This window comes from Streptomyces sp. A01, assembly GCF_059026195.1.
This window is the reverse complement of sequence record NZ_JBWLKN010000006.1, coordinates 291,343-311,425: the sequence shown is the minus strand read 5'-3', so window position 1 is coordinate 311,425 and position 20,083 is coordinate 291,343. Positions and strand designations below refer to the sequence as shown.

The 20,083-nt window shown below is 71.9% G+C and carries 20 protein-coding genes, 1 pseudogene and 1 riboswitch; of the genes and pseudogenes, 5 read left to right on the top strand and 16 right to left on the bottom strand.

From position 1 onward, the window contains the following. Positions 1–116: 116 nt before the first annotated feature. A complete protein-coding gene (locus AC5P1B_RS10860) occupies positions 117–1,208 on the top strand; it encodes a helix-turn-helix transcriptional regulator (RefSeq protein WP_493886530.1) in 1,092 nt (363 codons plus the stop codon). 497 nt (positions 1,209–1,705) lie between these two features. On the opposite strand, the pseudogene AC5P1B_RS10855 reads toward AC5P1B_RS10860, so the two are convergent. Further along, a pseudogene (locus AC5P1B_RS10855) lies at positions 1,706–2,032 on the bottom strand (winged helix-turn-helix transcriptional regulator); the annotation flags it as partial. 73 nt (positions 2,033–2,105) lie between these two features. Here AC5P1B_RS10855 and AC5P1B_RS10850 point away from each other — a divergent pair. Continuing rightward, positions 2,106–3,047, top strand: a complete 942-nt coding sequence (locus tag AC5P1B_RS10850; RefSeq protein ID WP_493886529.1) for an NAD(P)-dependent oxidoreductase — start codon at positions 2,106–2,108, stop codon at positions 3,045–3,047. A 181-nt stretch (positions 3,048–3,228) separates the two neighbouring features. On the opposite strand, the gene AC5P1B_RS10845 is transcribed toward AC5P1B_RS10850, so the two are convergent. Next, positions 3,229–3,822, bottom strand: a complete 594-nt coding sequence (locus tag AC5P1B_RS10845; protein WP_493886528.1) for an NADPH-dependent FMN reductase — start codon at positions 3,820–3,822, stop codon at positions 3,229–3,231. Positions 3,823–3,946: 124 nt separating this feature from the next. Here AC5P1B_RS10845 and soxR point away from each other — a divergent pair, with 124 nt between their 5' ends. Then, on the top strand, positions 3,947–4,594 hold the full coding sequence (soxR, locus tag AC5P1B_RS10840; protein ID WP_493886526.1) for a redox-sensitive transcriptional activator SoxR: 648 nt from the start codon (positions 3,947–3,949) through the stop codon (positions 4,592–4,594). Positions 4,595–4,674: 80 nt separating this feature from the next. Here the strand turns inward: soxR and AC5P1B_RS10835 are convergent, their stop codons facing one another. Both AC5P1B_RS10835 and AC5P1B_RS10830 read right to left on the bottom strand, forming a co-directional pair. Beyond that, positions 4,675–5,964, bottom strand: coding sequence for a GNAT family N-acetyltransferase (locus AC5P1B_RS10835; protein WP_493886524.1), 1,290 nt, complete (start codon positions 5,962–5,964; stop codon positions 4,675–4,677). A 151-nt stretch (positions 5,965–6,115) separates the two neighbouring features. Continuing rightward, positions 6,116–6,817 carry an RsiG family protein gene (locus AC5P1B_RS10830; RefSeq protein ID WP_493886521.1) on the bottom strand — a complete coding sequence of 234 codons (702 nt, stop codon included), beginning with the start codon at positions 6,815–6,817 and terminating at the stop codon, positions 6,116–6,118. A 147-nt stretch (positions 6,818–6,964) separates the two neighbouring features. Here AC5P1B_RS10830 and dtd point away from each other — a divergent pair, with 147 nt between their 5' ends. Next, entirely contained in the window at positions 6,965–7,390 is a 426-nt protein-coding gene (gene dtd / locus AC5P1B_RS10825; RefSeq protein WP_493886518.1) for a D-aminoacyl-tRNA deacylase, read from the top strand. 286 nt (positions 7,391–7,676) lie between these two features. Here the strand turns inward: dtd and ygfZ are convergent, their stop codons facing one another. The 6 genes from ygfZ to AC5P1B_RS10795 all read right to left on the bottom strand — a co-directional run bounded on the left by ygfZ (position 7,677) and on the right by AC5P1B_RS10795 (position 13,239). Further along, positions 7,677–8,657, bottom strand: coding sequence for a CAF17-like 4Fe-4S cluster assembly/insertion protein YgfZ (gene ygfZ, locus AC5P1B_RS10820; RefSeq protein WP_493886516.1), 981 nt, complete (start codon positions 8,655–8,657; stop codon positions 7,677–7,679). Positions 8,658–8,666: 9 nt separating this feature from the next. Further along, positions 8,667–9,119: a Fur family transcriptional regulator gene (locus AC5P1B_RS10815; RefSeq protein ID WP_493886514.1), complete on the bottom strand. Its 453-nt coding sequence runs from the start codon at positions 9,117–9,119 to the stop codon at positions 8,667–8,669. A 19-nt stretch (positions 9,120–9,138) separates the two neighbouring features. Further along, a complete protein-coding gene (locus AC5P1B_RS10810; RefSeq protein WP_493886512.1) occupies positions 9,139–10,248 on the bottom strand; it encodes an ABC transporter substrate-binding protein in 1,110 nt (369 codons plus the stop codon). An 11-nt stretch (positions 10,249–10,259) separates the two neighbouring features. Continuing rightward, positions 10,260–11,204 carry an ABC transporter ATP-binding protein gene (locus AC5P1B_RS10805; RefSeq protein ID WP_493886508.1) on the bottom strand — a complete coding sequence of 315 codons (945 nt, stop codon included), beginning with the start codon at positions 11,202–11,204 and terminating at the stop codon, positions 10,260–10,262. Continuing rightward, positions 11,204–12,232 carry a FecCD family ABC transporter permease gene (locus AC5P1B_RS10800; protein ID WP_493886620.1) on the bottom strand — a complete coding sequence of 343 codons (1,029 nt, stop codon included), beginning with the start codon at positions 12,230–12,232 and terminating at the stop codon, positions 11,204–11,206. The genes AC5P1B_RS10805 and AC5P1B_RS10800 overlap by 1 nt, the downstream gene beginning before the upstream one ends. A 183-nt stretch (positions 12,233–12,415) precedes the next feature. Next, positions 12,416–12,558, bottom strand: a riboswitch (cobalamin riboswitch). Between the two features lie 117 nt (positions 12,559–12,675). Continuing rightward, complete coding sequence (locus tag AC5P1B_RS10795) at positions 12,676–13,239, bottom strand: heme-binding beta-barrel domain-containing protein (RefSeq protein ID WP_493886504.1); 564 nt, start codon at positions 13,237–13,239, stop codon at positions 12,676–12,678. A 343-nt stretch (positions 13,240–13,582) separates the two neighbouring features. Between AC5P1B_RS10795 and AC5P1B_RS10790 the strand changes: the two genes are divergently transcribed. Continuing rightward, positions 13,583–13,948, top strand: a complete 366-nt coding sequence (locus AC5P1B_RS10790) for a DsrE family protein (protein ID WP_493886502.1) — start codon at positions 13,583–13,585, stop codon at positions 13,946–13,948. Between the two features lie 64 nt (positions 13,949–14,012). Here the strand turns inward: AC5P1B_RS10790 and AC5P1B_RS10785 are convergent, their stop codons facing one another. From AC5P1B_RS10785 to AC5P1B_RS10760, 6 genes are all read right to left on the bottom strand, one after another. Continuing rightward, positions 14,013–14,393, bottom strand: coding sequence for a DUF3099 domain-containing protein (locus AC5P1B_RS10785; protein ID WP_493886500.1), 381 nt, complete (start codon positions 14,391–14,393; stop codon positions 14,013–14,015). A gap of 197 nt (positions 14,394–14,590) precedes the next feature. After that, a complete protein-coding gene (locus tag AC5P1B_RS10780) occupies positions 14,591–14,878 on the bottom strand; it encodes a DUF1416 domain-containing protein (RefSeq protein WP_493886498.1) in 288 nt (95 codons plus the stop codon). A 71-nt stretch (positions 14,879–14,949) separates the two neighbouring features. Next, positions 14,950–15,789: a sulfurtransferase gene (locus tag AC5P1B_RS10775; RefSeq protein ID WP_493886497.1), complete on the bottom strand. Its 840-nt coding sequence runs from the start codon at positions 15,787–15,789 to the stop codon at positions 14,950–14,952. Positions 15,790–16,664: 875 nt separating this feature from the next. Beyond that, the gene (locus AC5P1B_RS10770) at positions 16,665–17,462 is read right to left on the bottom strand and encodes an LmeA family phospholipid-binding protein (protein WP_493886496.1); all 798 of its coding nucleotides are present in this window, start codon (positions 17,460–17,462) and stop codon (positions 16,665–16,667) included. Between the two features lie 68 nt (positions 17,463–17,530). Further along, positions 17,531–19,519: a hypothetical protein gene (locus AC5P1B_RS10765; RefSeq protein WP_493886495.1), complete on the bottom strand. Its 1,989-nt coding sequence runs from the start codon at positions 19,517–19,519 to the stop codon at positions 17,531–17,533. Positions 19,520–19,529: 10 nt separating this feature from the next. After that, entirely contained in the window at positions 19,530–19,814 is a 285-nt protein-coding gene (locus AC5P1B_RS10760; RefSeq protein ID WP_493886494.1) for a MoaD/ThiS family protein, read from the bottom strand. Positions 19,815–20,083: the final 269 nt, after the last annotated feature.

Genomic DNA, 20,083 nt, shown 5'->3' with positions numbered 1-20,083 from the left:
CCACCCGGTCCCCCGTCTCGCCGACCGGGCTCCGGCTCCGGGCTCACCCGAAGACTCTCGCAATAACTTGACAGGTGCCGTCAGGTTTTCGGTCTTTATACGTCACCCTGGGGCCTGTGAAATCCGATCGCCTGCTCTCGATCCTGCTGCTGCTCCAGACCCGGAACCGGGTCCCGGCCGCCGAGCTGGCCGAGCGGCTTGAGGTCTCGGTCCGCACCATCTACCGCGACGTCGAGGCGCTGTCGTCCGCCGGGGTCCCGGTGTACGCCGAGCGCGGCAGGCACGGCGGCATCGCCCTGCTCCCCGGCTACCGCACGGATGTGACCGGCCTGACCTCCGACGAGGCGCGGGCTCTCTTCGTGCTGGCGGCGTCGGGAACGCACAGCGCGCTCGGTCTTGACGGCGCGCTCGGCTCCGCGCTCCGCAAGGTCATGGCGGCCCTGCCCGAACCGCACCGGCCCTCGGCCGAGCTCACCAGCCGGCGCATCCTCGTCGACCCGGACCGCTGGATGACCGGGCCGCGCCCCGCCGTCGATCTCGACGCACTGCACACCGCCGTCTTCACCGACCGCAGGCTCCGCATCAGCTACCGGCACAGCGGTGCGACCCGCACGCGCGCGTACACCGTCGATCCGTACGGGCTCGTCGCCAAGGCGGGGACCTGGTACCTGGTGGCCGACCGCGAGGGGGAGCCACGGTTGTTCCGTGCCGACCGGATGGCGGCGGCGACCGTCACCGACGAGCCCGTACGGCGCCGCGACGGAGTCGAGTTGGCGCAGGTGTGGGAGGCGCTGCGGCGCGAGGTGGAGGAGCGCCCGAAGGTGATCCGCGTACGGGTCCGGGTCCGGCGGTCGCGGCTCGACATCTTCCGGCGGATCGTCGGCTCGCTGCTCGTCGCGTCATGGGAGGGCACGGCTGAACCGGAGGGCACGGCTGAACCGGACGGCGCGGCGGAACCGGACGGTACGGCTGGACCAGACGGCGGCGCGGCCGAAGGGGAGAAGGCGCCACATGGTGGGCAGGCGGAGCCCGAGCCGGGGGAGTGGGTCGTCGTCGAGCTGGCGTACGCCGTGCTGGGGGCGGTCCGGCAACTCCTCCAGTTCGGCGCCGACGTGGAGGTGCTCGACCCGCCCGAGGCCCGCGCGGAACTGGTCCGCGCCGCAGCCGCGATCTCGGCCGTGTACGCCTCGGGTGGCGGCCGGCAGTGACGGGGCTGGATTACACCGCCCGCGCGGCTCTACGCCGTGTCCGGCGGATCGTGCGGAGGGGAGAGCGGGGGAGCCGCTGTCCGTGCGTCGCGGAGTGCGGGTGTGTTCGTGGCTGGTCGCGCGGTTCCCCGCGCCCCTGCCGGGGCGCTTCCTGCGCTGGGCCAGGGCTGCTTTCCCGGGCCTGGAGGCCGGGGGTGAGGAGCCTCTGCCGGTGACTTTGAGGTAATCACCCACTTTTTTGTGCGTACTTGTGGCGCTGTGTGCCGGGAGAGAACCTGATGCAGGCGCGCCAACCTCCGCCGGACACCGGCCAGTCAGACGACCGGTGACCCTTCTCTCCGACCTCCACGACGACCCGGGCCGACCAGCGTCCCGGACTCCCTGCCGACGACTTCCCGCCCGTTATCTCCCGACCACCCCATCTGCTCTGTCTGTGCGCGCTGTTCGGTCTGCGCGTCCCGTGCGTCCCGTGCGTCCTGTTCGGACTTGAGTTCCGCGAGGCGGCGGTTGCCCCACGCGCCGAGTGGAGCCAGCGCCACATTGAGGGCGAGGCCCAGCTCGGTGAGCGAGTACTCGACCTTCGGCGGGACCTCGTCGTACACCTCGCGGTGCACGATTCCGTCCGCCTCAAGCTCCCTGAGCTGCTGCGCGAGGACCTTCTCGCTGATGCCGGGCAGCAGCCGCCTCGTCTCGCCGAAGCGGCGCGGTTCGGAGTGCAGCGCCCACAGGATCAGGACCTTCCACTTGCCGTCGATGACATCGACGGCGGCGTCAAGGCCGCACTGGTACGCCCTGTTCTTCTTCGTCCGCGATTGATCGCTCATACCCACCCTCACCATGACCGTCGGTCCGCTGCTTGCCGCCACGGTCCGCCTCGACCAACAACGGAGCCAGCCCATGTCTTCCGCATCCACCCCCGCCGCCTCCACAGCGACGACTTCCCCGGCCACGGCTTCCCCGCTCCCCGCCGACCTGCCCGTCACCGTCCTCGGGCTCGGCCCGATGGGGAGGGCGCTGGCCCACGCGTTCGTGAGGAACGGTCACCCCACCACCGTGTGGAACCGTTCCGCCGGGAAGGCCGACGAACTGGTCGAGCAGGGCGCCGTGCTCGCCGGATCGGCCGCTGAAGCGGTCGCGGCCAGCCCGCTGGTGCTCATCTGCGTGATCGACTACGACGCCGTGCACGCCATCCTCGAAGCGGCGGGCGACGCCATCAAGGGCCGCACCCTGGTGAATCTCACGGCGGACGCGCCCGCGCGCGCCCGCAAGGCCGCCGAGTGGGCCGCCGAGCGGGGCGCCGACTACATCGACGGCACGATCCTCACGCCCACCGTGACCATCGGCACGCCTGCGGCGGTCTTCCTCTACAGCGGTTCGGAGGCCCTGTACGAGACCCACCGCCCCGCGCTGGCGAGCCTGGGCGGCACCGCCACCCACGTGGGGCCCGATCACGGGCGGGCGGCGGCGTACGACGTGGCGCTGCTGGACTTCTTCTGGACCTCGGTGAGCGGGCTGATGCACGCGTTCGCGCTCGCCAAGTCGGAGAACATCGCGGCCAGGGAGCTGGCGCCGTTCGCGCGGGGGATCTTCACTCTGCTGCCGACGATCCTGGACCTGGTCGCCGGGAACGTGGACGACGGCGAGTACCCGGGGGAGGAGTCGAACATCGCCTCCGTCGGCGCGGGTATCGATCACATCATCCACGCGGCGGACGACCGGGGCATGGACACCGGTGTGCTGCGTGCGGCGCGTGCGGTGATCGACCGGGTGGTCGAAGAGGGCAACGGCGGCGATGGCATCGAGCGGATGGCCGAGATGCTGAGCCGCCCCACCCGCTGACGGCCGCGCCCCTCGCGAGGGCGTGGCACCCGGCAAGGCCCGCAGGCGCTGGCACGGCGGCAGGGCTCGCGGGCGCCGGGCACAGCACGGCTCGCGGGCGTGGCGCGCAAGCAGGGCCCGGGGGCGTGCCCCCGGGCCCTGGCTCGCCGTGTTCGCCTTCGCGCGCATGGCCGGGCGTCGCCTACGCGGCGTACGGCTGGGCCTCCTTCGCGTTCCGGAGGGCGTGGCCCCACCAGGTGAGCTGGTCGAGCAGCGTCTTCGCGGCGGCCTCGTGGCCCGCCGGGCTCTTGAGGCCCGCGTCCTGGTCGAAGAGGTTGCCCGCCATGTGGAAGCTGACAGTGTCGCGGATGGTGACCGAGTGCAGCTCGGCGAAGACGACGCGCAGGTGTTCCACGGCGCGCAGCCCGCCGGAGAGCCCGCCGTAGGAGACGAAGCCGACGGGCTTGGCCTGCCACTCGGCGTTGTGCCAGTCGATGGCGTTCTTCAGGGAGGCGGGGAAGCTGTGGTTGTACTCGGGGGTGACGACGATGAACGCGTCGGCCGCCGCCAGCCCGGGGGTCAGCTTCGCCAGCGCGTCGCGGACCTCGGGGGCGGGTGCCTCGCCGTACGAGGGCATCTCGTTCGGCAGCGAGATGTCGGCCAGGTCGATGACCTCGACCTCCAGATCGTCGCGCTGCCGGGACTGGGCGGTGATCCAGTCGGCGACCACCGGTGCGAACCGGCCGCCACGGGTGCTGCCGACGATGACGGCCAAGCGGAGCGGGGCGTTGGACATGGGATTCTCCGTAACGTGTCAGACGCGTGGACGCGCGGCCCGGAGGGGAGCGGGGACGCTCGCCGAGCCGTTGCCTAGAGCTTCGGACTTAAACATTGGTTGAAGTCAAGCTAGGCTGAAACCCATGACCCAACTCTCCAAGAATCGGTTCGAGCTGACGGTCGGTGAGCTCTCCGACCGCAGCGGGGTGCCCGCCTCCGCGCTGCGCTTCTACGAGCGCCAAGGGCTCATCAGCAGCCGTCGGACCAGCGGAAACCAGCGCCGGTACTCCAGGGACACGCTCCGCAGGGTCGCCTTCGTCCGGGTCTCGCAGCGGGTCGGCATCCCGTTGGCCACGATCCGGGGCGCGCTCAGTCTGCTGCCGGAGGAGCGCACGCCCGACCGCGACGACTGGGCGCGGGTGTCCCAGTGCTGGCAGGAGGACCTGAACGCGCGCATCGACCAGCTGGAACGCCTCCGCGACCACCTCACGGACTGCATCGGCTGCGGCTGTCTGTCCATCGACCGGTGCGCGCTCGCCAACCCCTACGACCAGCTCGGCGCCGAGGGACCGGGCCCGCGCAGGCTGCTCACGGAGGGCGGCCCCGCCGACCCCGATGGTCCGGCTGGCTCCGGCGGCCCGGCTGACTCCGGCGGTCGGGCGGGCGCGGCGGCCGCCGCCGCCGGCGCGAAGGCGGGCGCTGCCGTGTGCGCGCCCGCGCCCGCCAACGACGCCGACTCTGACGTCGACGCGTGCGTGGGCACGGGCGCGGACTGTGCGGAGGCGGGCTGACCCGCCGGAGGCTGGGCCCCGGTGGCCCAGCCTGGGTGGCTCAGCCCGGGGCGGCCCCGGCGCGGGGTCGCCCGCGCGGCTCAGAAGATGTCGGGGCACCACGGCCGCCGCGAGGTGCGCAGCAGCGTGTCGGCCACGGCGGCCGCGCCGGGGCGCTCCTCGGTGACGCGGCCCAGCGCCGCCAGCCGCACCATCGACTCGTCGCCGAGCCAGACGGTGCCCAGCTCGCCGACGTCCAGGCTCAGGTCGGCGCTGCGTGTCGTGGGGGAGGAGTCGGCGCCGTCGGGCCCGGCGTCCAGCGCGAAGCGCCCGGCGGCGAGGCCCGCGCTGTCCCGTACGTCGAGGACGAGTGAGCCCCGCGTCGGATACGTACGCGCCTGAAGCAGGTGCGGGACGTCCAGCGGGCGGGCCCACAGGAAGTCGGCGTACGTGGCGATCTTGGCGGCCCGCGGGTCTCCCAGGAGCAGCGGGAGCAGGTCGTCGGGGGCGCGGAAGCCCGAGTTGATGTGGGAGACCCAGTCCACAGAGAAGAGGAAGTGCCACAGGGCGCTCTCCGCCTCGGGCGAGACGGCGAGCAGTTCGAGGACGGTGGCCGTGTTCTCCGGCAGCTTCCCGTGCCACTTGTCGTCGGCGGTGTACGCGACCAGGCCGTCGACGGAGCCCTCGGGGGAGCGGTAGACGGCGTAGAAGGGTTCCTTCCAGGGGTAGTCGGGATAGCGGATCTCGCCAGTGTTGATCTTCCAGAGGCGTTCGTCGCGCGAGACCATGCCGTGCCGTTCTGCCCGCAGCCGCTCGTGCAGTGCGGGCCCGAGCGCCCGGACCTCGGCGCCGTCGACCATCTCGACGCTGCCTCCCGCGTTCGCCAGCTCGGCGAACCGGCCCTTGGCGGAGCGCAGCGTGGCGTCGCCCGGCGTGACGTAGCCGGGGTTGAGCGCGGCCCTGGCGATGTCCACCCGCCACTCGCTGCCCCAGGTGGCCGGGCCGAAGCCGTAGCGCCCGTAGATCGGGTACTCGGCGGCGATCAGGGTGGCGATCGCGTCGCCGCGCTCCTTGGCGGCGCGCAGGTCGCGCTCCATCATGCGGCTCAGCAGGCCGCGGCGGCGGTGGGTGGGGGTGATGCTGACGTTGGTGATGGCGTTCGCCGGGACGGGCTTGCCGCCGACGGCGGTCAGTTCCTGGGTGAAGCTGCGGAAGCAGCCCACGCAGCGGTCACCGTCGAAGGCGCCCTGCGTGCGGTCCAGGTCTATGCCTGGACGCCGCAGCTCCACCTCCTCCTTGGTGACGACGGGGGGCTGGAGGAAGCCGACATTGCGGGCGCGGAGCCAGCCGGCCAGATCGGAGTCATCGAGCGTGCGGATCTCAAGAGCCATGGGCTCACGCTAGGTACCAAGGGCGCGCGGCGCACCGGGATTACCCGGCCTCCGCCGTCACCTCGCTGACCAGCGTTTCTACCCGGCTGTGTCAGCGCAGGCCCGCTTCTCGCGACGGCGTGGCGCTGCCTGCGGCGCGCCCTCGGGTCCCTCATAAGAGCAGGTCGTCGACTTGTGCTTCGCCCTCCCGGTATCTGCGGGTGATCTCGGCGCCGCAGTCGTCCGCCGTGCGCTGAAGCTGCTGACGCCGCCCGGAGACCTGTTGTTCGTAGTCGATGAGGCGGGCCATCGCGCGATCAAGCTCCTCGCTCGTACGGGCTTCCAGGTCGGACAGCTCGACCTCGGCCAGCATGACCTCGGCCAGCCGCCGGTACTCCTCGCTCTGCGGCGTGCCGAGCGTGACGTGCCGGGCCGACGAGCGGTGCTGGGACGGGGTGTCCGTCAGGATCTCCGAGAGCCGGTCCACGACGGGCACCCGGGGTGCGGCACGGCTGGCCAGCTCCGCCCGCAGGATGTCGATCCGGCCCTGGAGCAGCCGGCGCACATAGCTGAGATCGGCTTCCTCCTGCTGCGAACCACGGCGCAGCGCGCGCAGCTCTGCCAGCCGCAGCCCGCCTAGGGCCACCACGGTGGCGGTCGCCTCGGCGTGGTGTCCGGGGCGCTGACTCGCCGGCCGTGGCTGGGGCCCTTCCGCGGCCCGGCGGAAAAGGCTCTCCCGCTGCGGGTTCCGTACGGATTCCCGTACGGCATCCCGCACAGCGTCGCGTACGGCATCCCTCGCGGGGCCTACCGTGTGCGCCGTGCGCGCGGTCGGTACGGGGCCGGGAGACTGCCCGGCGCCGGATGTACTCATGCGTTTCCGTCCCCTCAAACGGTGCGCGAGCTGGTCGCGTTGTCCACATAGCGCACCGACTGCACGCATCGTGCCACTGTGCGTGCTGCGTCCGCAGCGGGTCACCACCGGAACAGACCCGGATGGCGGCAGGGCATCATGGTCCGCATGCGCGCTGTGGTACAGAGAGTTGATGGGGCGAGGGTCGTCGTCGGCGGAGAGGTCGTCGGCGAGATCGTCGGGGAAGGGCTGTGCGTCCTGGTCGGGGTGACCCACGACGACACGCCGCAGAAGGCGGCGCAACTGGCCCGCAAGCTGTGGTCGGTGCGCATCCTCGCAGGCGAGAAGTCGTGTTCCGACACGGCCGCCCCGCTGCTCGTGATCAGCCAGTTCACCCTCTACGGTGACGCCCGCAAGGGACGGCGCCCCACGTGGAACGCGGCGGCCCCGGGGGAGACCGCCCAACCGCTGGTCGACGAGGTGGTGGAGCGGCTGCGGGAACTGGGCGCCCACGTGGAGACGGGCCGCTTCGGGGCGGACATGAAGGTCTCGCTCACGAACGACGGCCCGTTCACGGTGCTGGTGGAGGTATGACGCGCTGAGCCGTGTCCGGCGGGTCGTGCGGGGGTGGAGTGGGCGGGGGCGTAGTGGGGGGAGCCCCTGTCCGTGCGTCGCGGAGCGCCGGTGCGTTGAGGCCGGTCGCGCGGTTCCCCGCGCCCCTGGCGGGGCGCATCCCCGCGGTGGAGGCGTGCGCCGGGCCGCACAGCGGCAGGGCCGACAGGTCGCCGCCGCGGGTCACCGCGGGTGCGGGCGGGCCCGCGCCGGGGTCGGTCCGGCGTGGGCCCGCCCGGTGGCTCCCGCATGGCGGGCCGCCCGGCGGCTACGGTTCGACGACCGTCTCCTGCGACGCCGCCGTGCTGTCCACGATCAGCTCCGCGTCGACCGGCACGTTCCGCTTGATCAGCGCCAGCGCGATCGGTCCCAGCTCGTGATGGCGGGCCGAGGTGGTGACGAAGCCCAACTGGCGCCCCTCCGGGCCGCCTTCGGCCAGCCGTACCGGCGCACCGTGCCCCGGAAGTTTCACCTCGCTGCCGTCCAGGTGCAAGAAGACCAGGCGGCGCGGCGGCTTGCCCAGGTTGTGCACCCGGGCCACCGTCTCCTGGCCCCGGTAGCAGCCCTTGTCGAGGTGGACGGCGGTGCCGATCCAGCCCAGTTCGTGCGGGATCGTGCGGTGGTCGGTCTCCATGCCGAGCCGGGGACGGTGCGCCTCGACGCGCAGCGCCTCGTACCCGAGGATGCCGACCGCCGGGCCATGCCCGTCGGCGAACGCCTTGAGCCCGGTGCGCGGGATGAACAGATCGCGGCCGTACGCGGTCTCCCGGACGACGGCGTCGCCGGGGACCTCGGCGATCGACCCGGCCGGGAGGTGGACGACGGCGAACTCCTCGGTCTTGTCGGCTACTTCCACCCGGTAGAAGAACTTCATGCTCTCCAGGTAGGTGATCAGGTCGGTCTGGGTGCCGGGCTCCACATGTGCCCAGGTCGTCTGCCCGTCATCGACGATGTAGAGCGCGTGTTCGATATGGCCGTTGGCGGAGAGGATCAGGGCCTCGGTGGCGTGGCCCACCGGCAGCTCGCTGACGTGCTGGGTGAGCAGCAGATGGAGCCAGCTCAGCCGGTCGTCGCCGGTGACGGTGACGACACCGCGGTGGGAGAGGTCCACGAAACCGTGGCCGTCGGCGAGGGCGCGCTGCTCGCGGAACAGGTCGCCGTAGTGTCCGGCGACGCCTTCGTCGGGGCCCTCCGCCGCAACGGCGCCGGGCAGCGACAGCAACGGGCTTGCGGGTGAATGTCGCAGCATGCCCCCAGCCTACGGCTCGGTGCGCTGCTCACCGCCGGCGTCCCCGCGCCCGGCGCACTTCGCACACCGCCCGAAGATGGCGAAGTGCTTCAAATCGGTATCGAACCCGAAGGTCTCCCGCAGCTGATCGGTGAAGGGCGTGGCGACCGACTGATCGGCCTCCAGCACCTCCGTACAGTCCCGGCACACCAGGTGCAGATGATGGTGCCGGTCGGCGAGGTGGTAGGTCGGCGCGCCATGCCCGAGATGGGCATGGCTGACCAGGCCCAGCTCCTCCAGGAGCTCCAGGGTGCGGTACACCGTGGAGATGTTCACACCACTCGCTGTCCGGCGGACCTCGGTGAGGATGTCGTCGGGGGTGGCGTGCTCCAGGGTGTCCACGGCTTCAAGGACGAGCTGGCGCTGCGGCGTCAGCCGGTAGCCGCGCGCCCGCAGGTCGGTCTTCCAGTCAGTGGTCGCCACGCCGCCCAGTGTAGGAGACTTAGCCCTGCCTTACCCCGCGCAGATACGCGGCGAGTGAGGTGATGGCCGCGGCGTTGCGCGGGCTCTCCACCAGATCGACGTAGTCGAGGATGAAGATCCGGTCGTTCTTGACGGCGGAGACCCCGGCCAGCGGCGGGTAGGACTTCAGGAACTTCTTCTTCTCCTGGGCGCTGACATCCCCGTAGTCGTTGATCACGATGACCTCCGGGTCGCGCTCGACGACCGTCTCCCAGCCGACCGTCGCCCAGGAGTCCTTCAGGTCCTTCATGACATGGTCGCCGCCCGCCTTGCTGATGATGTCGTGCGGCCCGGCGAACACGCCCGAGGTCAGCGGCTTGTCCGTGCCGCTGTCGTACAGGAAGACGGAGGGCCGGTCCTTCTTGGGCGCCTTCGCCTCCGCGTCGGCGATCTGCCCCTGGTAGGTCCGCACCAGCTTCTCCGCCCGGTCCTCGACGTTGAAGATCTTCCCGAGGGTCCGCAGGTCGGTGTAGAGCGCGTCGAGCGGTGACATCACGCCGCGCGCCCTGCCCTCGCCGCCGTTGCGGCAGGACTCGGTGAGCAGATACGAGCCGACGCCGAGCTTCTTCAGCGCGGTGGGGGTGAAGCCGTCGGTCTCGCGGAATCCGTAGTTCCACCCGGCGAAGACCAGATCCGCCTTGGCGTCGAGGACCAGCTCCCGGTTGATCTCCCGTTTGGAGAGCCACGGCACCTTGTCGTAGGCGTCCTTGTACGGGACGGCGCCGAGGTCGCCCTTGTCGTCGGGCATGACGTATCCGGCCATGTGGTCCTCAAGGCCGAGCGCGAACATGATCTCGGTGATGCCGACGTCGTTGGTGACCACGCGCTCCGGCGCCTTGTCGTACGTCGTCTTCGTACCGCAGTTGGTGACGGTCACCGGGTAGTGGCCGCCCCCGGACGCCTTGGCCTTCGCGTCCTTCGGGTCCTTGGTGACCTCCGCGCCGCAGCCGGAGACGGCGAGCGCGAGGGTGAGGGCGGCGGCGACCGCGGCGGTGCCCCGGAAACGGGGACGGACGCGGCCGCCGACACGGCTGCGGGTACGGCTGTGATCAAGGGCGCGGGGACGGGGCTGCGGACGGGGTGCGGGCACGGGGGACATCCTCATCGGGCGGGGCGGGCGAGCGGGACACGGTCTTCGGCGGGGTTCGCCGATGGCACGGGCGGCAGGCGGTCGAAGAGCAGCTGGACGGCGCCGGACTCGGGGTGCGCCACGCGGTGCGCGCGGACGTGGAACACCTCGGCGAGCAGCTCGGGGGTGAGCACGTCGTGCGGGGCGCCACCGGTCACGATGCGGCCGTGCGCGATGACGTACAGCAGGTCGCAGTGCACGGCGGCGAGGTTCAGATCGTGGAGGGCGGCGAGCACGGTCAACCCGGTCCCACCGGCCGCCCCGGTCGCGTCACCCCCGGCAGCCGGGGCGCCGTCCGCGCCGGTCTCCGGGCCGGGCGCCTGCCCGGCCTCGCTCTCCCGCTCGCCTTCCGGCGCGGCTGACGACTCACCGCGCATCAGGGCCAGCACCTCAAGCTGCTGGGCGATGTCCAGATGGTTGGTGGGCTCGTCGAGTACGAGGACCCGGGGGCGCTGCGCCAGCGCGCGGGCGATCAGCACCCGCTGCTTCTCGCCGCCGGACAGGGTCAGGAAGCCGCGCGCCGCCAGGTGGGTGGCGCCGACCCGGGCCAGCGCCACCGCGCACGCCCGCTCGTCACCCGCCGTGGCCCGCCCGGCGGCCCGCTGGTGCGGCAGCCGCCCCATCGCGACGACCTCGGCGACGGTGAAGTCGAACTCGCTCGACGACTCCTGCGGCAGCGCCGCCAGCCGCCGCGCGCCCTCGCGCGGGCTCATCGCGTGGACGTCGTCCCCGTCCAGCAGCACCGCCCCGGCGCTGGGCCGCAGCGCCCGGTACACGCAGCGCAGCAGGGTGGACTTGCCGCTGCCGTTGGGCCCCACCAGCCCGACGACCTGGCCGCTGCCGACCCGCAGGGTGGCCTCGGACACCAGCCGGGCCCCCGCGATATCGACGCTGACGTCCTCGATGTCGATCCGCATCACGCGCCTCCGAAGGTGTAGCCACGGCGCCGCATCAGCAGCACGAAACAGGGGACGCCGATGACGGCGGTGATGACGCCGACCGGCAGCTCCACGGGGGCGAGCAGCACCCGGGAGAGGATGTCCACCCACACCAGCAGCACGGCGCCGAGCAGCGGGGCGACAGCGAGGACCCGGCGGTGGTCGGCGCCCACCAGCATCCGGGCGAAGTGCGGCACCATCAGGCCGACGAAGCCGATGGCGCCGCTGACAGCGACGACCGCACCGGTCACGGCGGCGGTGACCAGGAACAGCTCGTGGCGCAGCCGCCGCGCGTCCACGCCGAGGGCGGCGGCGGTCTCGTCGCCCATCGCGAGGGCGTTGAGGCGGCGCGCCGACCACGTCAGATGCGCGAGCCCGGCCAGCACGGCGACGGCCGCGATCGGCACCGACTCCCAGCTGGCGCCGCCGAGGCTGCCGAGCAGCCACATCATCGCGGAGCGCGCGGCCTCCGCGCGTTCGGCGCTGAAGACCATGAGGGTGGTGATGGCGGAGAACCCGTAGTACATGGCGGTGCCGGTGAGGACGAGCCGCAGTGGGGTGAGGCCCTGCGGGGTGCGCGCCGCCACGTACACGAGGACCATCGCGGCGAGCGCGGAGACGAAGGCGGCGGCGGACAGCGCCCACACGCCGAGCCCGCTCAGCGCGCCGAACAGCAGGACGCCGTTGGCGCCGACCGCGGCGCCCGAGGAGATGCCGAGCACGAACGGGTCGGCGAGGGCGTTGCGGACCATGGCCTGCACGGCGACGCCGATCGCCGAGAGCCCGGCGCCGACCACGGCGGCGAGTACGACGCGCGGGAAGCGCAGCTCCCAGACGATGGTGTACGGGGCGACCTCGTCGGGCGCGATGGCGCCGCCGGTCATCCCGGCCTTGAGGAAGCGCAGGACCTCGCCCCAGGTCAGCCCGGCCGATCCGAAGGCCACCCCGCACACCAGCGAGATGGGCAGCGCGATGACGAGGGCGGCGACGAGGGGCAGCAGCGGCAGCCGTCGCGGTGGCGCCGGGCTGTCGGGCGCGGCGTGCCGCGCGGCGGGAACGGTGTGGGCGGCATCCTCGGTCGTGGTCGCCACGGGCGGGTCCACCTTCGCCTCGGGCCGCGACCGGAATGGATAAGGAGCGACTCGGGCGCGGAGCGCCGTCAGCGTCCCCTCGCAGTCCACGGCGAGTTGTACAGGAGTCACGCCGCCACGGGTGATCGGGCTCGCGGCACCCCGTCAGCAGGGCTCCGTCCACCGTTGCGGGTCAGCGCCGGATTCTCACCGGACTTCCCCCGCGGGGCGCGTATGCGTATGCGGTTGTGTGACGTCGTGGCACGGCGGCGTCCGCTGGGCCACACGACGGCTGGCGCGCAGACGTGCGGGACGCCTGCTTGGTGCTGTAGGACCTTACTGCTGCGGGTCCACTTGCCGTGGGTCTGCTTGCCGTGGGTCTACTTGAAGAAGGCGATGCCGTCGTCGGGCAGGTCCTTGAGGTCCTTGGCCCACTCGCTCGGGTCGACGACCTTCTTCAGGTGCGCCGACATGTACGGGCGGAGTGCCACGTCGGGGGTGGCCTTCTCGCCGACCCACATCAGGTCGCTTTTGACGTATCCGTACAGCCGCTTGCCACCGGTGTAGGGGCCCGCGTTCGCGGTGCGCGCCACGGCGTCGGTGACCAGGTCGATCTGCGGCTTCTTGTCGGCGAGCTCGCCGTACCAGATTTCGATCACGCCCTGGTCGCGGATCATCACGACCTCGACCTTGCGGTCCTTGTCGATGCGCCAGTAGCCGGACTCGGACTCCAGCGGGCGGACCTTCCTGCCCTCGGCGTCCAGCTCCCAGGTGTGCGAGACGTATTCCAGGAAGTCGCGGCCGTCGTGGGTGAAGGTCGCCTCCTGCCCGAAGTTGCACTTCTCGGCACCTGGGAAGTCGTAGACACCCGCGCCTTCCCAGTTGCCGAGGAGGAAGACGAGGGGGACGAGGTCCGGGTGGAGGTCGGACGGGATCTCGATCATGGGCTCAGGCGATCTGTAGAGAGGGTGGGAAGGACGCGCGCCACGCCTCCGCGCTGGGCGCGGACGACGCGGGAACGGCTGGCCGGACGGGCCCGGGGGACCGTCAGCGCTGGCCTTGGTACAGCTTGAAGAGGGTCAGCCCCGCGAAGGCGGCGATGAGCACGGCCATGAGGGCCAGCAGCAGGGAGAAAACTGTCTCAAGCACGAGCGCGCTCCTCGGACGGAGTGTGGTGTAACGGACCGGCCCCGAGTCTAGTCCGCGCCGGGGTGGGAGGCGCTGTGAGGTCCGCCGCCCCGGCGGGTGGCCACGCACCGTCCGGCGGGCGCCGCTTACAGTGAGGGCATGGCGAAGAAGCTCGTGATCAAGGTGACGGCGGGCGCTGACGCGCCCGAGCGGTGCTCGCAGGCGTTCACGGTGGCGGCGGTGGCCGTCGCCAGCGGCGTCGAGGTCTCGCTGTGGCTGACCGGGGAGTCGTCCTGGTACGCGCTGCCCGGCCGGGCAGCGGAGTTCGAGCTGCCGCACGCGGCGCCCCTGCCGGAGCTGATCGACGGCATCCTGGCCGGTGGCGGGGCGATCACCGTGTGCACGCAGTGCGCGGCACGGCGCGATATCGACGAACAGGACCTGATCAAGGGCATGCGGATCGCGGGGGCGCAGGTCTTCGTGAGCGAGATCATGCCGGAGGGCGTCCAGGCGCTCGTCTACTGATCTCTCGTCTGCTGATCCACTGAGCCGTCCTGGGCGAGGCCCTCCGCTACGGGTGGTGCTCGCCCTACGGGTGGTGCTTGCCGTCCAGCTCGTCCCACCAGGAGTCGGAGAGCGCGTCGCCGGTCCGGGTGCCGGGGTCGGCGCGCCCGTCGTGGTCGGCGCCGGAGCCGGGCTGCCGCGGGGCTTCCGGCCACGATTCAGCGCCCGTACCGGAGGCGGCACCCGGTCCCGGACCTGGCCCTGGAGGCGGCTCGTCCCACCATCGGTCGTCCGGGCCCTTGCGGTTGGCGACGATGGCGGCGAACGGCGGGATCACCATGGCGACCACGCACATCCCGACCGCGACGGGAATCGACCACAGGCGTACGACCGACCACGCCATGACGAAGAGCGTCAAACAGACACCCATCATGACGAAGTAGCCGTGACGCCGCCGCGCGTACATGACTCCAGCGTACGACTGGAAGCCGGGCCCGCACCCCGCCCGTACCGCCCCGTGCGGTGCTTCTTCCCCGCCCGCACCCGGCCGAGGCGTGGGGGTGCGGGCGCTGCCGCCCGCGTCGTGGGCGGCACAGAGGGCCGCATCCCAGTCTTCAGGCGTCCAACCCCTGGGATGCGGCCCTCAAGCCGCGCAGTCAGCCGTCAGACGGCGATGGCGACCTCCGCCAGGCCGCCCTGCTGGGCGACGACGGTGCGGTCAGCGGTCGCGCCGGGAACGAGCGCGCGCAGCGTCCAGGTGCCCTCGGCGGCGTAGAAGCGGAACTGCCCGGTCGCCGAGGTGGGGACCTCGGCGGTGAACTCGCCGCTGCTGTCGAGGAGCCGCACGTAGCCGCTGACCGGCTCACCGTCGCGGGTCAACGAACCCTGGATGGTCGTCTCACCGGGCTTGATGGTCGCCGCGTCGGGGCCACCGGCCTTTGCTCCACACATAGGAGTCCGTCCTTACGTCAGGGGAGGAAGAAGAGGGGGAGGAGAGGGGAGGCAGGAGGAGCCGCCCTGGGTCAGGCGTTGGCGCCGAGCTCGATCGGCACGCCGACCAGCGAGCCGTACTCGGTCCAGGAGCCGTCGTAGTTCTTGACGTTGGACTGGCCGAGCAGCTCGTGCAGCACGAACCAGGTGTGAGCGGAGCGCTCACCGATGCGGCAGTAGGCGATGGTGTCCTTCGACAGGTCCACGCCCTCGCCCTCGTACAGGGCCTTCAGTTCCTCGTCCGACTTGAAGGTGCCGTCGTCGTTGGCCGACTTCGACCACGGGATGTTGCGCGCGCTCGGGATGTGACCCGGACGCTGCGACTGCTCCTGCGGGAGGTGGGCCGGGGCGAGCAGCTTGCCGCTGAACTCGTCGGGGGAGCGCACGTCGACCAGGTTCAGCTTGCCGATCGCGGCGACGGCGTCGTCGCGGAAGGCGCGGATGGACGCGTCCTGCTGCTTGGCCTTGTAGTCGGTGGCCGGACGGCTCGGGACCTCGGCGACCAGGTCGCGCGAGTCCAGCTCCCACTTCTTGCGGCCGCCGTCGAGGAGCTTGACGTCCTGGTGGCCGTAGAGCTTGAAGTACCAGTAGGCGTACGAGGCGAACCAGTTGTTGTTGCCGCCGTACAGCACGACCGTGTCGTCGTTGGCGATCCCCTTGGCCGACAGCAGCTTCTCGAACCCGGCCTGGTCCACGAAGTCACGGCGCACCGGGTCCTGGAGGTCCTTCTTCCAGTCGATCCGGATGGCGTTCTTGATGTGGTTCTTCTCGTAGGCCGACGTGTCCTCGTCAACCTCGACGATGACCGTCTTCGGGTCGTCGATGTGGGCCTGGACCCAATCGGCGTCCACCAGGACGTCGCTGCGGCTCATGCTGTTCTCCTCCGGGGCAGATGCGGATGGTGCACGGTTACGCGGATGGCGCGCCGGCATGCGGCGAGGGCGGGAGAGCGCACGCCGCTGCACGGCGGGTGGGGCGCGGGACCCGGGAAACGGGCCGGGGGGAGCTGGGGCCGGCGGAATGGCGCTCGGCGTGTCCCCTCAGACAGGGCCCCGTCAGACGGGGCGACAGAGCATGGCGGCGACGCGGCACAGGTCTACTGCCCGCCGCTTCGTGAGGTCCGCCTGTCGCTTCATGCGTCCGATCGTAAGGACGCCGGGCGGGTGTGTCACCGGTGTGTCAAATACTGAGACGCAATTGTCTGAAATGCGGGACGGTTGAGGGGCGTACGAGTCGCGCGCCCCGGTCCCGGCGGGCTCACGAGGCTCTGGCATCTGCCCTGCGGACAGAGCCGTCTCATGAACCGGACACCGGCGTCCGGGCGACTCGGCGTCGCCCGGTCGAGGCGGTCCTGTTTCCGGGCCGTGAGGGCCGGCCCGACCCCTGTGTCCTCAAGCGCCGGACGGGCTGGTTTTTCGTGGTGGCGGCGCTGTGGTTGCCATGGGGCGGTTCTCGTGTCCTCAAGCGCCGGACCGGCTGGATTCTTCAGCCCGTCCAGGGGGCATGCGGGCCCGGCATCGGCGCCGCGTACGGGGGGCTTCCGGGCCGTCAGGCCCAGGGAAAAGCCCTGACCAAGCGCAGCGGTGTGCCCCGTCAGGGGCGCGGGGAACTGCGCGACCAGCCACGACGCGCCCGCAGTCCGCGACGCACGGGCAGGGGCACCCCCCACCACCAGCAGCAGCACGACCCGCCGGACACCGCCTGGCACTGGCCAGGAACCACCGCGCCGGCCCAGCGGGGCGTGCGCTCAGCCGGTCAGTTCGACGTTCGTGCCACTGGCCTTGATGTCGATGCCGTCCTTCGTCGTCTCGATCGTGTCCAGCCGCAGCCCGGTCGGCAGGCCGTCCACCTCGCGGTCGATGTCCGTCCGCTCCCGGACCTTGTCCTCCCAGCCGGGCAGGGTCCCGCCGGGAATCTTCTCCGCGCGCATCCGGATCGTGTCGCCGTTCACGACGGTCACCGTGCTGTACGCGCTGATCTTGAGGCCGAGCAGTCCGCCGGTGATCTTCACCCGGCTCTTGCCCTCGGAGTCCTTGCCCGCGTAGCCGACCGTGATGCCGTGACCCGCGGCCCGGGAGAGGTCCGCGTAGGTGATGTGGGCGTCGCCTATGGCGCGCTCGGCGGTGGCGCTGGAGAAGTTGTTGGACGCCTTGACGTGCTGCATCTTCGCGGTCATCTCGCTGATGCGGATGGACCGGCCGTCCTCGCCGCTGGTCATCCCGTCGAAGGTGACCTCGATCTCGTCGAACTCCTTGCTCGCCACCTGGGTCAGAAAGGGGAAGCCCTTGATCGAGACGTCGGGAGTGCCGGTGAGCTGCTCCTTGCTCTGGATCTTCTTGGCCGCCTCGGACTCCACGAAGTTGACCGCCAGCCGGTCGGCGGCCACGAACAGCCCGCCGAGGATCACCAGGATGATCAGCGTGACCCATAGCCCACGCCCTCTCCTGCGTCTCGGCTGCCGTCGTGCGCCGTGCCCCGGCGCGTAGGACGCGCCCGTCCCACCGGCCATGTTCGCCGCGTTCGTGGTGTGCGCCGCGTCCGACATGCTCGTCCCCCATGCTCTCGGTCAGGTCCCTGCCAGTGGCTGCGAGCCTAACCGCAAGCGTGTCCCGTTCAGGAGATCGCTCGACCGATCAGGTACACGGCGGGCGCCGCTGCCGCCAGCGGCAGCGCCACCCCGGCCGTCATGTGCACGAACCGCGACGGGTAGTCGTAGCTCGCCACACGCAGCCCGACCAGCACGCACACCGCCGCGGCGAGGGCGAGCAGCGCACCGGACGTCCCGAGCCCCGTGGCCTGCCCCGCGGCGGCCCCGGCGCCTCCGGCGGCGGCCAGCGCCACCACCACCGACACGGCGGTCGGCAGCGGCAGCGCACGGGCCAGTGCCGCGACGCCGACCCCCGCCGCGCCGACCACGACCGCGTCGGAGTCGGCGGCCAGGTACCCGGCCGCGACCACGCTGAGCGCGGCCGAGGTGGCGGTGGCGGTCAGGCTGTACAGCCGCTCGTCGGGTGAGCTGCGGTTGCGCAGCTGGAGGACCAGCACGAGCAGCAGCCAGACGCCGAGGGTGCCGATCAGCGCCGTCGGCGCGTTGTCGCGGTCGGTGGTGAGCAGGGCGATGTCGGCGGCGACACCACCGGCGAAGGCGAGCGCGATGCCCTGCCGGGCCGGCCACATGCCGTTCAGCCGGAACCAGCCCGCCGCCGTCACCGCCTGCAACAGGACCACGGCGATGGCGAGCACCGGTTCGGCCACCGGCGCCGTGGCCGCGAGCAGCCCGGCGAGCACAGCGGTCAGCAGCGCGGGCTGGAAGCCGGGGTCGATGATCGGGGAGCGGCCCTCGGCACGGGCGCGCTGCGCGGCGGTCAGTGGCGCGCTGGGGCGGGCATCGCCCGCGCCGCCCGCCGCTTCACCCTGCGAGCCGGGGCGCGACCCCGCGCTGTCGCCGCCGCCCGCGCCTCTGGTCTCGTCCTCGTGTCCGGCCTCGGCCCCCCCGGCCCCGTCCATCTGATGCTCCGCACCGCCGAATCGCCGCTGTCCATGAGGCGCGGCGGACTGATGTCCGTAGGGCGCCTGCTGTGCGTGCTGCTGGGGATAGGGGGACTGCTGGGCGTGCTGTTCGTACGGAGCGTGCTGCTGCGTGTGGTGCGACTGCTGGGTGTGCTGCTGCGCCTGCTGCGACTGCTGAGGATTCTGCGACTGCTGTGGTGCGTACGCAGGGGCCTGGTTGTACTGCCCGTGCTGGCCCTGCTGGCCGTGCTGCCCCTGCTGGCCGTGCGGGTGCTGTTGCTCGTGTGCCTGCTGCTCACCCTGTGCCGGCTGCTGCTGTCCGTATGACGGCTGGCCGTAACTTCCGTGACCGTAGGACTCCGGAGCCGGGGGTTGCTGGCCGTACGGGGAATGGCCGTAGGAAGCCTGCCCGTACTGGTCCCGCCCGTACTGGTCCTGCCCCTGCTCGCCTTGGCCCTGGTTCTGGCCGTACGGGGGCCGCTGACCCTGCTGCGGGAGGTACGCGGTCTCGGCCGTCGTGGGGTCGGGGTGTGTCTGTGACTGCTGCCACTGCCGGCCGTACGGGTCCTGGTAGCCCGGCGGGTACGGCTGGGGCGCGTGGTGGGCGGGCTGCTCACCGTCGTACGAGGGCCAGACCGGCTCGCTCGGGTACGGGGCGTACGCACCGGGAGCGCCGGGCCCCTGGTCGTCTCCGGCCGACGGCTGGTGCGGCTGGTGCGACTGCTGGGGCGCCGACGCCTGCTGGCCGTAGGGGGCATACGCGTCGTAGGGCTGAGCATCCCGCCTGTACGGCTGCCCGTACGACGGGTCGTGCTGCTCGCCGTGGGGCTGCCCGTAGTGCTCCCCGTACTGCTGCACGGCCTGCTGCTGCTCAGGCTGTCCGGGCTGCTCGGACTGGCCGGGCTGGCTAGCCTGCCGTCCGTAGCGCTCGGCGCCCTCCGGCGGTCCGTACGACGCCTCCGGCGCGTAGCCCTCGGTGCCCTCAGTGCCCTTATGGGCCTCATTGCCCTCGTAACCGTCGTTGCCCTCATAGCCCTGATACGGCTCGTAGGGCTCATACGGTTCGTACGGCTCGCGCGGCTGGTCGCTCATGCTGTGCGGGTCACCCTCCTGCGAACGGCGGAAGCACCTCGACCGTGCCGCCGTCCGCCAGTCGGACCGTGCGGTGGTCACGGGTGCCGACGGGGTCCCCGTCGACCAGGAACGAGCAGCGCAGCAGCACCCGGGCGAACTCGGGCCGCGCGGTGTGCCGGGCGCGGGCCGCCTCCAGCGCGTCGGCAAGCGTCTCCGCCGCGTAGGGCTCCTCGCTGGTCCCGGCGGCGGCCTTGGCCGCCGCCCAGTACCGGATGGTCCCGGCGGGCGAGCCTGCCGTGTCCGTTGCCGCCATGGGGCCTCCTTTTTCACCTCGTACGCGGGGCGTGTGCCGCCCTCCATGATGACGGGTGCCGGGCGGGGCTTTGCCCGGGCCCGCAAAGAGCGGGTCCGGGCCGGGTAAAGCCCTGGACGGAGCCGGGTCCGGGCCGCACCGGTTCCGGATGGAGGCCCCGGCCCGTGGCTGACCGTCCGCGGCCCGCCTCCCACTCGCCTCCGCTCCTCGTCCTGCGGACTTCCGGCTGGTCCGCCGCCCGGCAAAGCCGGTTGCCCGGCCGCGAAAAC